Genomic DNA, 13,077 nt, shown 5'->3' with positions numbered 1-13,077 from the left:
AGCAACAGGTATTGCGGAAAGTATTCAATTTTCCGGTCCACAAAATGGTGTTGCACAAACTGTCCCTTCGTCGGACAGATGGGTCGACTTGTCAGCGAGCTGAGGAACCCTATGGTTTACTCCTATACCGAGAAAAAACGTATTCGTAAGGATTTTGGTAAACGTCCACAAGTTCTGGACATTCCATATCTCCTTTCTATCCAGCTTGACTCGTTCCAGAAGTTTATCGAGCAAGATCCTGAAGGGCAGTACGGTCTGGAAGCAGCCTTCCGTTCCGTGTTCCCGATTCAGAGCTACAGCGGTAACTCCGAGCTGCAGTACGTCAGCTACCGCCTTGGCGAACCGGTGTTTGACGTTCAGGAATGTCAGATCCGTGGCGTGACCTATTCCGCACCGCTGCGCGTAAAACTGCGTCTGGTGATCTACGAGCGCGAAGCGCCGGAAGGCACCGTAAAAGACATTAAAGAACAAGAAGTCTACATGGGTGAAATTCCACTCATGACTGACAACGGTACTTTCGTTATCAACGGTACTGAGCGTGTTATCGTTTCCCAGCTGCATCGTAGCCCGGGCGTCTTCTTCGACAGCGATAAAGGTAAAACACACTCTTCCGGTAAAGTACTGTATAACGCACGCATCATTCCTTACCGTGGTTCCTGGCTGGACTTCGAGTTCGATCCAAAAGACAACCTGTTTGTCCGTATCGACCGTCGCCGTAAACTGCCTGCAACCATCATTCTGCGTGCACTGAACTATACCACTGAGCAGATCCTGGACCTGTTCTTTGAGAAAGTGATCTTTGAAATCCGCGACAACAAGCTGCAGATGGAGCTGGTGCCGGAACGTCTGCGTGGTGAGACCGCGTCGTTCGACATCGAAGCCGACGGCAAAGTGTATGTGGAAAAAGGTCGCCGTATCACCGCGCGCCACATCCGCCAGCTGGAAAAAGATGATATCAAACACATCGAAGTTCCGGTTGAATACATTGCAGGAAAAGTAGCCGCGAAAGATTACGTTGATGAATCAACTGGCGAGCTGATCTGCCCGGCTAACATGGAGCTGAGCCTGGATCTGCTGGCTAAACTGAGTCAGGCTGGCCACAAACGTATCGAAACGCTGTTCACCAACGATCTGGACCACGGTCCGTACATCTCTGAGACTGTACGCGTCGACCCAACGACCGATCGTCTGAGCGCGCTGGTTGAAATCTACCGCATGATGCGTCCTGGTGAGCCACCAACTCGCGAAGCGGCGGAAAGCCTGTTCGAGAATCTGTTCTTCTCCGAAGACCGCTACGATCTGTCTGCGGTTGGTCGTATGAAGTTCAACCGTTCTCTGCTGCGCGACGAAATCGAAGGTTCCGGTATCCTGAGCAAAGACGACATCATCGAAGTGATGAAGAAGCTCATCGATATCCGTAACGGTAAAGGCGAAGTGGACGATATCGACCACCTCGGCAACCGTCGTATCCGTTCCGTCGGCGAAATGGCGGAAAACCAGTTCCGCGTTGGCCTGGTGCGTGTAGAGCGTGCGGTGAAAGAGCGTCTGTCTCTGGGCGATCTGGATACCCTGATGCCTCAGGATATGATCAACGCCAAGCCGATTTCTGCAGCAGTGAAAGAGTTCTTTGGTTCCAGCCAGCTGTCTCAGTTCATGGACCAGAACAACCCGCTGTCTGAGATTACGCACAAACGTCGTATCTCTGCACTCGGCCCAGGCGGTCTGACCCGTGAACGTGCAGGCTTTGAAGTTCGAGACGTACACCCGACGCACTACGGTCGCGTATGTCCAATCGAAACGCCTGAAGGTCCAAACATCGGTCTGATCAACTCCCTGTCCGTGTACGCACAGACGAACGAATACGGTTTCCTTGAGACGCCGTACCGTAAAGTGACTGACGGTGTTGTAACCGACGAAATTCACTACCTGTCTGCTATTGAAGAAGGCAACTACGTTATCGCTCAGGCGAACTCCAACCTGGATGACGAAGGCCACTTTGTAGAAGATCTGGTGACCTGCCGTAGCAAAGGCGAATCCAGCTTGTTCAGCCGCGACCAGGTTGACTACATGGACGTATCCACCCAGCAGGTGGTATCCGTCGGTGCGTCCCTGATCCCGTTCCTGGAACACGATGACGCCAACCGTGCATTGATGGGTGCGAACATGCAACGTCAGGCCGTTCCAACTCTGCGCGCTGATAAGCCGCTGGTTGGTACCGGTATGGAACGTGCTGTTGCCGTTGACTCCGGTGTTACTGCAGTTGCTAAGCGTGGCGGTACCGTTCAGTACGTCGACGCATCCCGTATCGTTATCAAAGTTAACGAAGACGAGATGTATCCGGGCGAAGCAGGTATCGACATTTATAACCTGACCAAATACACCCGTTCTAACCAGAACACCTGTATCAACCAGATGCCTTGCGTATCTCTGGGTGAGCCAGTTGAGCGCGGCGACGTGCTGGCAGACGGTCCGTCCACCGACCTCGGTGAACTGGCGCTCGGTCAGAACATGCGCGTAGCGTTCATGCCGTGGAACGGTTACAACTTCGAAGACTCCATCCTCGTCTCCGAGCGTGTGGTTCAGGAAGATCGTTTCACCACCATCCACATTCAGGAACTGGCATGTGTGTCCCGTGACACCAAGCTGGGGCCAGAAGAGATCACCGCTGACATCCCTAACGTGGGTGAAGCTGCACTCTCCAAACTGGATGAATCCGGTATCGTTTACATCGGTGCGGAAGTGACCGGCGGCGACATTCTGGTAGGTAAGGTTACGCCTAAAGGTGAAACCCAGCTGACGCCAGAAGAGAAACTGCTGCGTGCCATCTTCGGTGAGAAAGCGTCTGACGTTAAAGACTCTTCTCTGCGCGTACCAAACGGTGTTTCCGGTACGGTTATCGACGTTCAGGTCTTCACTCGTGACGGCGTTGAGAAAGATAAGCGTGCGCTGGAAATCGAAGAGATGCAGCTCAAACAGGCTAAGAAAGACCTGTCTGAAGAACTGCAGATCCTCGAAGCGGGTCTGTTCAGCCGTATCTATGCGGTGCTGGTTGCCGGTGGCGTTGAAGCTGAGAAGCTCGACAAACTGCCACGCGATCGCTGGCTGGAACTGGGCCTGACCGACGAAGAGAAACAAAATCAGCTGGAACAGCTGGCTGAGCAGTATGACGAACTGAAACACGAGTTCGAGAAAAAACTCGAAGCGAAACGCCGCAAAATCACTCAGGGCGACGATCTGGCACCAGGCGTGCTGAAGATTGTTAAGGTGTATCTGGCTGTTAAACGTCAGATCCAGCCTGGTGATAAGATGGCAGGTCGTCACGGTAACAAGGGTGTTATCTCTAAGATCAACCCGATCGAAGATATGCCGCACGATGCTAACGGTACGCCGGTAGATATCGTACTGAACCCACTGGGCGTACCGTCTCGTATGAACATTGGTCAGATCCTGGAAACTCACCTGGGTATGGCTGCGAAAGGCATCGGCGACAAGATCAACGCCATGCTGAAACAGCAGCAGGAAGTCGCGAAACTGCGCGAATTCATCCAGCGTGCCTACGATCTGGGTACCGACGTGCGTCAGAAAGTCGACCTGAACACCTTCAGCGATGAAGAAGTGCTGCGTCTGGCAGAGAACCTGCGCAAAGGTATGCCAATTGCAACGCCGGTATTCGACGGTGCAAAAGAAGCTGAAATTAAAGAGCTGCTGCAACTGGGTGGTCTGCCAACGTCTGGTCAGATTACGCTGTTTGACGGCCGTACTGGTGAACAGTTCGAACGTCCGGTAACCGTAGGTTACATGTACATGCTGAAACTGAACCACCTGGTCGACGACAAGATGCACGCTCGTTCTACCGGTTCTTACAGCCTGGTTACTCAGCAGCCGCTGGGTGGTAAGGCACAGTTCGGTGGTCAGCGCTTCGGGGAGATGGAAGTGTGGGCGCTGGAAGCATACGGCGCGGCATACACCCTGCAGGAAATGCTCACCGTTAAGTCTGATGACGTGAACGGTCGTACCAAGATGTATAAAAACATCGTGGACGGCAACCATCAGATGGAACCAGGCATGCCAGAATCCTTCAACGTACTGTTGAAAGAGATTCGTTCGCTGGGTATCAACATCGAACTGGAAGACGAGTAATTCTCGCTCAAACAGGTCACTGGTGCCGGGTTAATCCCCGGCACCGGATTGTGCTAACTCCGACGGGAGCAAATCCGTGAAAGATTTATTAAAGTTTCTGAAAGCGCAGACTAAAACCGAAGAGTTTGATGCGATCAAAATTGCTCTGGCTTCGCCAGACATGATCCGTTCATGGTCTTTCGGTGAAGTTAAAAAGCCGGAAACCATCAACTACCGTACGTTCAAACCTGAGCGTGACGGCCTTTTCTGTGCGCGTATTTTCGGGCCAGTAAAAGATTACGAGTGCCTGTGCGGTAAGTACAAGCGCCTGAAACACCGTGGTGTGATCTGTGAGAAGTGCGGCGTTGAAGTGACCCAGACCAAAGTACGCCGTGAGCGTATGGGCCACATCGAGCTGGCGTCTCCAACTGCTCACATCTGGTTCCTGAAATCTCTGCCGTCCCGTATCGGTCTGCTGCTGGATATGCCGCTGCGCGATATCGAACGTGTTCTGTACTTCGAATCTTATGTGGTAATCGAAGGCGGGATGACGAACCTGGAACGTCATCAGATCCTGACTGAAGAGCAGTATCTGGACGCGCTGGAAGAGTTCGGTGACGAATTCGATGCGAAGATGGGTGCGGAAGCTATTCAGGCCCTGCTGAAGAGCATGGATCTGGAGCAAGAGTGCGAGCAGCTGCGTGAAGAGCTGAACGAAACCAACTCCGAAACCAAGCGTAAAAAGCTGACCAAGCGTATCAAACTGCTGGAAGCGTTCGTTCAGTCTGGTAACAAGCCAGAGTGGATGATCCTGACCGTTCTGCCGGTTCTGCCGCCAGATCTGCGTCCACTGGTACCGCTGGATGGTGGTCGTTTCGCAACGTCCGATCTGAACGATCTGTATCGTCGCGTGATCAACCGTAACAACCGTCTGAAACGTCTGCTGGATCTGGCTGCGCCGGACATCATCGTACGCAACGAAAAACGTATGCTGCAGGAAGCGGTAGATGCCCTGCTGGATAACGGTCGTCGTGGTCGTGCGATCACCGGTTCTAACAAACGTCCTCTGAAATCTTTGGCCGACATGATCAAAGGTAAACAGGGTCGTTTCCGTCAGAACCTGCTCGGTAAGCGTGTTGACTACTCCGGTCGTTCTGTAATCACCGTAGGTCCATACCTGCGTCTGCATCAGTGCGGTCTGCCGAAGAAAATGGCACTGGAACTGTTCAAACCATTCATCTACGGCAAGCTGGAGTTGCGAGGACTCGCCACCACCATCAAAGCCGCGAAGAAAATGGTTGAGCGTGAAGAAGCTGTCGTTTGGGATATCCTGGACGAAGTGATCCGCGAACACCCGGTACTGCTGAACCGTGCACCAACCCTGCACCGTCTGGGTATCCAGGCATTTGAGCCGGTACTGATCGAAGGTAAAGCGATCCAGCTGCACCCGCTGGTTTGTGCGGCATATAACGCCGACTTCGATGGTGACCAGATGGCTGTTCACGTACCGCTGACGCTGGAAGCCCAGCTCGAAGCGCGTGCGCTGATGATGTCTACCAACAACATCCTGTCTCCAGCGAACGGTGAGCCAATCATTGTTCCTTCTCAGGACGTTGTACTGGGTCTGTACTACATGACCCGTGACTGTGTTAACGCCAAAGGCGAAGGCATGGTGCTGACTGGCCCGAAAGAAGCTGAGCGTATTTATCGCGCTGGCCTGGCCTCTCTGCATGCGCGCGTTAAAGTGCGTATCACCGAATACGAAAAAGATGCAAACGGCGAATTCGTTGCGAAAACCAGCCTGAAAGACACGACCGTTGGCCGTGCCATTCTGTGGATGATCGTACCGAAAGGTCTGCCTTTCTCCATCGTCAACCAGGCGCTGGGCAAGAAAGCGATCTCCAAAATGCTGAACACCTGTTACCGCATTCTGGGCCTGAAGCCGACCGTTATCTTCGCTGACCAGACTATGTACACCGGCTTTGCGTATGCAGCGCGTTCAGGTGCATCTGTTGGTATCGATGACATGGTCATCCCAGAGAAGAAACACGAGATCATCTCTGAAGCGGAAGCTGAAGTTGCTGAGATCCAGGAGCAGTTCCAGTCTGGTCTGGTTACCGCGGGCGAACGCTATAACAAAGTTATCGATATCTGGGCAGCGGCGAACGATCGTGTATCCAAAGCGATGATGGACAACCTGCAGACCGAAACCGTGATTAACCGTGACGGCGTAGAAGAGCAGCAGGTTTCCTTCAACAGCATCTACATGATGGCCGACTCCGGTGCGCGTGGTTCTGCAGCACAGATTCGTCAGCTGGCAGGTATGCGTGGTCTGATGGCGAAGCCAGATGGCTCCATCATCGAAACGCCAATCACCGCGAACTTCCGTGAAGGTCTGAACGTACTCCAGTACTTCATCTCCACGCACGGTGCGCGTAAAGGTCTGGCGGATACCGCACTGAAAACCGCGAACTCCGGTTATCTGACGCGTCGTCTGGTAGACGTTGCGCAGGATCTGGTTGTGACCGAAGACGATTGTGGCACCCTCGAAGGTATCACCATGACCCCGGTTATCGAGGGTGGTGATGTTAAAGAGCCACTGCGCGATCGCGTACTGGGTCGTGTGACCGCGGAAGACATCCTGAAGCCGGGCACCGCAGACATTCTGGTTCCACGCAACACCCTGCTGCACGAACAGTGGTGTGACCTGCTGGAAGCGAACTCTGTTGACTCCGTGAAGGTGCGTTCCGTTGTATCCTGTGACACCGACTTTGGTGTATGTGCGCACTGCTACGGTCGTGACCTGGCGCGTGGCCACATCATCAACAAAGGTGAAGCCATCGGCGTTATCGCGGCACAGTCCATCGGTGAGCCGGGTACACAGCTGACGATGCGTACGTTCCACATCGGTGGTGCGGCATCTCGTGCGGCTGCTGAATCCAGCATCCAGGTGAAAAACAAAGGTAGCATCAAGCTCAGCAACGCGAAGTCGGTTGTGAACTCCAGCGGTAAACTGGTCATCACTTCCCGTAACACCGAGCTGAAGCTGATCGACGAATTCGGTCGTACCAAAGAGAGCTATAAAGTGCCTTACGGTGCGGTTATGGCGAAAGGTGATGGCGAGCAGGTTGCCGGCGGTGAAACCGTTGCAAACTGGGATCCACACACCATGCCGGTTATCACCGAAGTAAGTGGTTTCATCCGCTTCACTGACATGATTGACGGCCAGACCATTACTCGTCAGACCGACGAGCTGACCGGTCTGTCTTCTCTGGTGGTTCTGGATTCTGCTGAACGTACTACCGGCGGTAAAGATCTGCGTCCTGCACTGAAAATCGTTGATGCTCAGGGTAACGACGTTCTGATCCCAGGTACCGATATGCCTGCGCAGTACTTCCTGCCGGGTAAAGCGATTGTACAGCTGGAAGATGGCGTACAGATCAGCTCTGGTGACACCCTGGCGCGTATTCCTCAGGAATCCGGCGGTACCAAGGACATCACCGGTGGTCTGCCACGCGTTGCGGACCTGTTCGAAGCACGTCGTCCGAAAGAGCCGGCAATCCTGGCTGAAATCAGCGGTATCATCTCCTTCGGTAAAGAGACCAAAGGTAAGCGCCGTCTGGTTATCACTCCAGTAGATGGCAGCGAACCGTACGAAGAGATGATTCCTAAGTGGCGTCAGCTCAACGTGTTCGAAGGTGAACGCGTAGAACGTGGTGACGTGGTTTCCGACGGTCCAGAAGCGCCGCACGACATCCTGCGTCTGCGTGGTGTGCATGCTGTTACTCGTTACATCGTTAACGAAGTACAGGACGTATACCGCCTGCAGGGCGTTAAGATTAACGATAAACACATCGAAGTTATCGTTCGTCAGATGCTGCGTAAAGCAACCATCGAAAACGCGGGCAGCTCCGAGTTCCTGGAAGGCGAGCAGGTTGAATACTCACGCGTCAAGATCGCTAACCGCGAACTGGAAGCGAACGGCAAAATCGGTGCGACCTTCTCGCGCGATCTGCTGGGTATCACCAAAGCGTCTCTGGCAACCGAGTCCTTCATCTCTGCAGCATCGTTCCAGGAAACGACTCGTGTCCTGACCGAAGCCGCTGTTGCAGGTAAGCGTGATGAACTGCGCGGTCTGAAAGAGAACGTTATCGTGGGTCGTCTGATCCCGGCTGGTACCGGTTATGCGTACCATCAGGATCGTATGCGTCGTCGTGCTGCGGGCGAACTGCCAGCTGCACCGCAGGTGACTGCTGAAGATGCATCCGCGAGCCTGGCAGAACTGCTGAACGCAGGTCTGGGTGGTTCCGACAACGAGTAATCGTTGAGCCGCTAATAAAAAACCCGCCTCGGCGGGTTTTTTTACATCTGCATGTTTTCAATTCACTAACGGGATCCGGCGATAAAGCTCAATCATATCGCCTGCCAGGTCCTGAATGACCATGGCGTTCATCAGGTGATCCTGAGAGTGGACGGTGATCAGGTTAACCGGAAGCTTCCCGGTCCCCTCATCAAGACCAATAAGCTGCGTCTGTATGGTGTGCGCATGCTTCACATATTCACGCGACTCTTCCATCGCTTTTTCAGCTTCGTCAAACTCACCTTTACGCGCCATCTGCAACGCCGTCAGGGCCGCACTGCGCGCTGCGCCTGCGTTAACAAGCAGTTCCATAATCGTGGTTTCTAAGTCTTCCATTATGACTCCAGTAGTTTGAGCGCTTTATCCAGTACGGCATCACCTTTCATCATGCCGTAATCCATCATGTCGATCACCGCGACCTTTTTCCCCAACGGGTCGGCCTGCGCCTGTAATTTAGCCTGCTCGTATTTAACCTGTGGCCCCAGTAATACGATGTCGGCCGTCGCGATGTTGTCTTTAAACTCCGCAACCGGAACGGCTTTAATGGTGACTTCAACCCCTTTTTTCTGCGCGGCGTCTTTCATACGTTGAACCAGCATGCTGGTTGACATTCCCGCTGCACAGCATAAAACGATGTTCTTCATAATCAGCCTCGATCTACATGTGTTTATTGATAATTATCCCGTGCAGACCGCTTCAACAACCGCTTTACCGCGATTGTGTGTCAGGCATCACAAAGAAACAGGCGATTTTCTGAAACCGGTTACAATTTTACACTGGCGGGTACCCGGCCCGTCGAAACGGGCAGGGTGAAGGAGAGAGGATTAACTTATGGATGTGCGAACGATGCGGTTTTTTCCCTGCTGTTTGGCGCTGTAAAGGGCGTTATCAACGCTTCCGACGAATTGTTCCAGCGGTTCAAAATGCCACTCCCCAAGACCACCGCTGAACGTAACGCGCAGGTTTTCTTCCCGCCAGACGCGATTTTCAACGGCGGTACGCCACGCTTCCAGCAAGGAGAGCGCTGAAGTCATCTGCTCCGCCTGGAAAATTACCGCGAACTCTTCTCCACCATAACGGTAAAGCGAGACGTGATGTGGCTGCATGATCTGGATCCCTTCCCGAGCCACGTTGCGCAGAACGATATCACCGGTCAGGTGACCCAGCGTGTCGTTAATTGACTTGAAGTTATCAATGTCCACCAGCGCCATCGCGAAAGGCTGCTGGGTATTCAGCAGCTCTGCGACATCGCTGTCGAACGCGCGGCGGTTTTTACAGCCCGTCAACGCATCGTGGGTGGCCTGGCGCACATACGCCATTTCGCGCTCTTTATTGGACTGAATCGTGTGGCTCAGCATCGCTTCCAGGCGCGGCGCCTCGCTGACGTCGCCGGTTTTGATGGCATTGATAATGTGCATCAGCACGCTACGCGAGGCATGGCGGAGGTATAAGCCGAAGAGGATGATGATGATGGCCGCCAGCGCAAACCCCCAGCCAACGATCGTCGTTTCGTGGCGGGTAATATCGGTAAGCGTCGCGCCGGATACCCGGTAGATGACAAACCAGTCCGGGTTGGTAAACGAGTAGTAGTAATACCAGGCGTTGCTTTTCTTGTCGTAAAGATGACCTTCACCGCTGGTCATTTTGTCCATCAGCGCTTCGCTCACGTACTGCTTGAAGAGCGCGCCGGTATCTGGATGCAGCACCACGGCACCATCGCGTTCGACGACGAAGAATTCCCCCTGAACGGGCGCCACCATCTGACGCAGGGTGTAGCCCATTGACGTCAAATCGAGATGAAACGCGAGCGTTCCCTTCAGTCTGCCTTCTGGTGAAATCACTGGCTTATAAAGAGTGACCGTGGGGTGCCCCGTAAAGTAATCCATATAAGGACGGGTATAGTGGCTGAAGATGCTGGCTTCCGCCTGAGCGACAAACCACGGCCTCGTCCGGGGATCGAAAGTTTTACTCGTCTCCATGGGGAGCACTTCCGGTGCGCGAAGATAATGCCCCTGCGTGTCCGCCAGCGAGATGGAGGAGACGGTCGGCATCAGGTTCTGCAAATGCATCATCATCTGCAGCCCTTGCGTCGGGTTGACGTTGAGCGTCTCGTTTAGCCTGTCGTCGCGCGCAAAGTACATCGCGGAACGGCCCAGGATATAGTCGTTTTCACGCAGGATAGATTCGGTGTAGTTCACCGCCAGGTTGTGCGTGAAGTTGCTATTGATCTTATGATAATCCTCAAGAAAATCCTTCCGTTGCGAAAGCGTCACCGCGATCGCGATCACCGCAAAACTGCAGAGGATCCCCGCAAAGCTGAGCATAATGGGCCGGGTAAAAGAGAGCTTTTTGCTGTGAAGTGCCATGAGCTGTACATCGTTCCTGATGGTGAATACTTTTCGTCTGCCGATATCCTCTCAGCATAGTCGCTGTCCTGCGGTTAGCGGTGAATTATACGGCACACGATTTCTGGCGGGATGATTTATCTTAAGAACCATTAAGAAAATACTTATTAAACTGGTAGGGGCTGTTTGTGCAATGAGCCAGAGGCAGGGCGAAACGAGGAAGAAGCTTTTCGCCCTGGTCAGCATCCGTTGCTGACCGTGTGACAATAAAAAACCGGACGATTGCCGACAACCATCCGGTTTTGCCTTTTCGTCGACCCTCGACAATTTTTTACCAGGTTGCAGCCCGTTTCATCGTTATTGCGAGGCTCTTCCCAGCCAACTGTCCCAGTCTTTCCAGACAGGCTGCAGACCCTGCGCCGTCAGGGCGGCAGCGACCGCTTCCGGACGTCGGCCATCATGCGGTACAAACTGTTCCAGCTCCGGACGATCGTCGGCGTAGCCGCCAGGCTGCGTTTTGGAAAATGCGCTGACGTTGTTAATCGCAAGCGGGATGACGCGATCGCGAAACGCCGGGGACTCGCGCGTTGAGAGCGATAATTCCACTTCCGGCGCGAGCAGGCGAAACGCGCAGATGGTCTGCACCAGCTGGCGTTCATCCATCAGAGAAGCCGGTTCAATTCCTCCCGCGCAGGGACGCAGGCGCGGGAAGGAGATGGAATAACGGCTCTGCCAGTAGCGCTGTTGAAGCCAAAGCAGATGTTCCGCCACCATGTAACAATCCACCCGCCAGCTGTCGGAGAGCCCGATCAGCGCACCCAGACCGATTTTGTCGATGCCGGCGCGCCCCAGCCTGTCCGGCGTTTCCAGGCGGAAAAAGAAATCCTGTTTCTTGCCTTTCAGGTGGTGCCGGGCGTACGTCGCCTCGTGGTAGGTTTCCTGATAGACCATAACGCCGTCCAGCCCGAGCGTTTTGAGCTCCGCGTACTCCTCCTGCGACAGAGGCTGCACTTCCATCTGCAATGACGCAAACTGACGGCGAATGGCGGGAAGGTGCTGACGGAAATAGTCCATTCCCACTTTTCCCTGATGTTCGCCCGTGACCAGCAGAAGATGTTCAAAGCCCATTTCACGGATGGCTGCACACTCACGGGCAATCTCACCCGCATCAAGGGTTTTACGCCTGATGCGGTTGCTCATGGAGAAGCCGCAGTAGGTGCAGTCATTGGCGCACAGGTTGGAGAGATAGAGCGGCACGTAGAAGCTCACCGTGTTGCCAAAACGCTGGCGGGTGAGCCGCTGCGCTCGCTGAGCCATTGGTTCGAGGTACGCGCTGGCCGCCGGGGAGAGCAGGGCCATCAGATCCTCGCGGGTCAGCTGACGGGCATGCAGCGCGCGCTCCACGTCATCCGCCGTTTTGCTGTTGATGCGCAGGGCAATGTCGTCCCAGTTAAGCTGTCGCAAGCGCTCGGTAAACGTGCTCATGAGATCGCCTCCAGAAAACCGGTCAGCGGGCTGGTGGCCTGCGCCTGGAAACTGCGCGAGCCGGGACCTGATCCCCTTGCCAGCAGGCCAGCCTCCACGGCCAGGCGGAATGCCCGCGCCATCATGACCGGATCGTCGGCAACCGCGATAGCCGTATTTACCAGCACCGCGTCAGCCCCCATTTCCAGCGCCTGCGCGGCATGGCTGGGCACGCCAATGCCCGCATCCACCACCACCGGCACGGTGGCCTGCTCAATAATGATTTCCAGCATCGCGCGGGTTTCCAGCCCCTGGTTGGAGCCAATGGGGGCCCCCAGCGGCATGACGGCGGCGCAGCCGACCTCTTCGAGACGTTTGCACAGCACCGGGTCGGCCCCGCAGTAAGGCAGGACGGTAAACCCTTGCTGAACCAGCTTTTCAGCCGCTTTCAGCGTTTCAATCGGGTCGGGCAGCAGCCAGCGGGCATCCGGATGGATTTCCAGCTTCAGCCAGCGGGTGCCGAGCGCTTCACGCGCCAGCTGTGCGGCGAAAATCGCCTCTTCGGCGGTTTTCGCTCCGGAGGTGTTGGGCAGCAGCGTCACGCCTGCTTCCAGCAACGGAGCCAGAATGGCATCGCTGTGATGGCGCAGATCCACGCGCTTGAGCGCCAGCGTCACCAGCTGGCTGCCGCTTTCACGAATGGCATCCACCATCAGCTGCGGCGAGGCGAATTTTCCGGTTCCGGTAAACAGATGCGAATCAAAAACCTTATCGGCAATACGTAACATC

Annotated in this window: 7 protein-coding genes; 2 read left to right on the top strand and 5 right to left on the bottom strand. The window is 54.6% G+C overall.

Annotated elements, in window-relative coordinates; translation table 11 throughout:
- Nucleotides 1–111: 111 nt before the first annotated feature.
- Both rpoB and rpoC read left to right on the top strand, forming a co-directional pair.
- Complete coding sequence (gene rpoB / locus CWR52_RS11405; RefSeq protein ID WP_045909524.1) at nucleotides 112–4,140, top strand: DNA-directed RNA polymerase subunit beta; 4,029 nt, start codon at nucleotides 112–114, stop codon at nucleotides 4,138–4,140.
- Between the two features lie 76 nt (nucleotides 4,141–4,216).
- A complete protein-coding gene (gene rpoC / locus CWR52_RS11400) occupies nucleotides 4,217–8,440 on the top strand; it encodes a DNA-directed RNA polymerase subunit beta' (RefSeq protein ID WP_008503454.1) in 4,224 nt (1,407 codons plus the stop codon).
- 57 nt (nucleotides 8,441–8,497) lie between these two features.
- Here the strand turns inward: rpoC and CWR52_RS11395 are convergent, their stop codons facing one another.
- The 5 genes from CWR52_RS11395 to thiG all read right to left on the bottom strand — a co-directional run bounded on the left by CWR52_RS11395 (nucleotide 8,498) and on the right by thiG (nucleotide 13,076).
- Nucleotides 8,498–8,815 (bottom strand): PTS lactose/cellobiose transporter subunit IIA, encoded by a 318-nt coding sequence (locus CWR52_RS11395; RefSeq protein WP_008503455.1) that lies wholly within the window; start codon nucleotides 8,813–8,815, stop codon nucleotides 8,498–8,500.
- Nucleotides 8,815–9,123, bottom strand: a complete 309-nt coding sequence (locus CWR52_RS11390) for a PTS sugar transporter subunit IIB (protein ID WP_008503456.1) — start codon at nucleotides 9,121–9,123, stop codon at nucleotides 8,815–8,817. Before CWR52_RS11390 ends, CWR52_RS11395 begins: the two co-directional genes overlap by 1 nt.
- 180 nt (nucleotides 9,124–9,303) lie before the next feature.
- Nucleotides 9,304–10,845 carry a sensor domain-containing diguanylate cyclase gene (locus CWR52_RS11385; protein ID WP_104949697.1) on the bottom strand — a complete coding sequence of 514 codons (1,542 nt, stop codon included), beginning with the start codon at nucleotides 10,843–10,845 and terminating at the stop codon, nucleotides 9,304–9,306.
- Nucleotides 10,846–11,181: 336 nt separating this feature from the next.
- Complete coding sequence (gene thiH / locus CWR52_RS11380; RefSeq protein WP_104949696.1) at nucleotides 11,182–12,309, bottom strand: 2-iminoacetate synthase ThiH; 1,128 nt, start codon at nucleotides 12,307–12,309, stop codon at nucleotides 11,182–11,184.
- Nucleotides 12,306–13,076 carry a thiazole synthase gene (thiG, locus tag CWR52_RS11375; protein WP_048226928.1) on the bottom strand — a complete coding sequence of 257 codons (771 nt, stop codon included), beginning with the start codon at nucleotides 13,074–13,076 and terminating at the stop codon, nucleotides 12,306–12,308. Before thiG ends, thiH begins: the two co-directional genes overlap by 4 nt.
- Nucleotide 13,077 lies beyond the last annotated feature (1 nt).

Origin of the sequence: Enterobacter sp. SGAir0187, assembly GCF_002952735.2 — a bacterium.
Classification (GTDB): Bacteria; Pseudomonadota; Gammaproteobacteria; order Enterobacterales; family Enterobacteriaceae; genus Enterobacter; species Enterobacter quasiroggenkampii.
The sequence above is the reverse complement of the archived record's forward strand: the minus strand, read 5'-3'. Positions and strand labels throughout refer to the sequence as shown.

Bases quoted from the DNA above. Each gene is read 5' to 3' on its own strand.
- rpoB (WP_045909524.1), top strand. From the start codon at position 112: ATGGTTTACTCCTATACCGAGAAAAAACGTATTCGTAAGGATTTTGGT.
- CWR52_RS11395 (WP_008503455.1), bottom strand. From the start codon at position 8,815: ATGGAAGACTTAGAAACCACGATTATGGAACTGCTTGTTAACGCAGGC.
- CWR52_RS11390 (WP_008503456.1), bottom strand. From the start codon at position 9,123: ATGAAGAACATCGTTTTATGCTGTGCAGCGGGAATGTCAACCAGCATG.
- CWR52_RS11385 (WP_104949697.1), bottom strand. From the start codon at position 10,845: ATGGCACTTCACAGCAAAAAGCTCTCTTTTACCCGGCCCATTATGCTC.
- thiH (WP_104949696.1), bottom strand. From the start codon at position 12,309: ATGAGCACGTTTACCGAGCGCTTGCGACAGCTTAACTGGGACGACATT.
- thiG (WP_048226928.1), bottom strand. From the start codon at position 13,076: ATGTTACGTATTGCCGATAAGGTTTTTGATTCGCATCTGTTTACCGGA.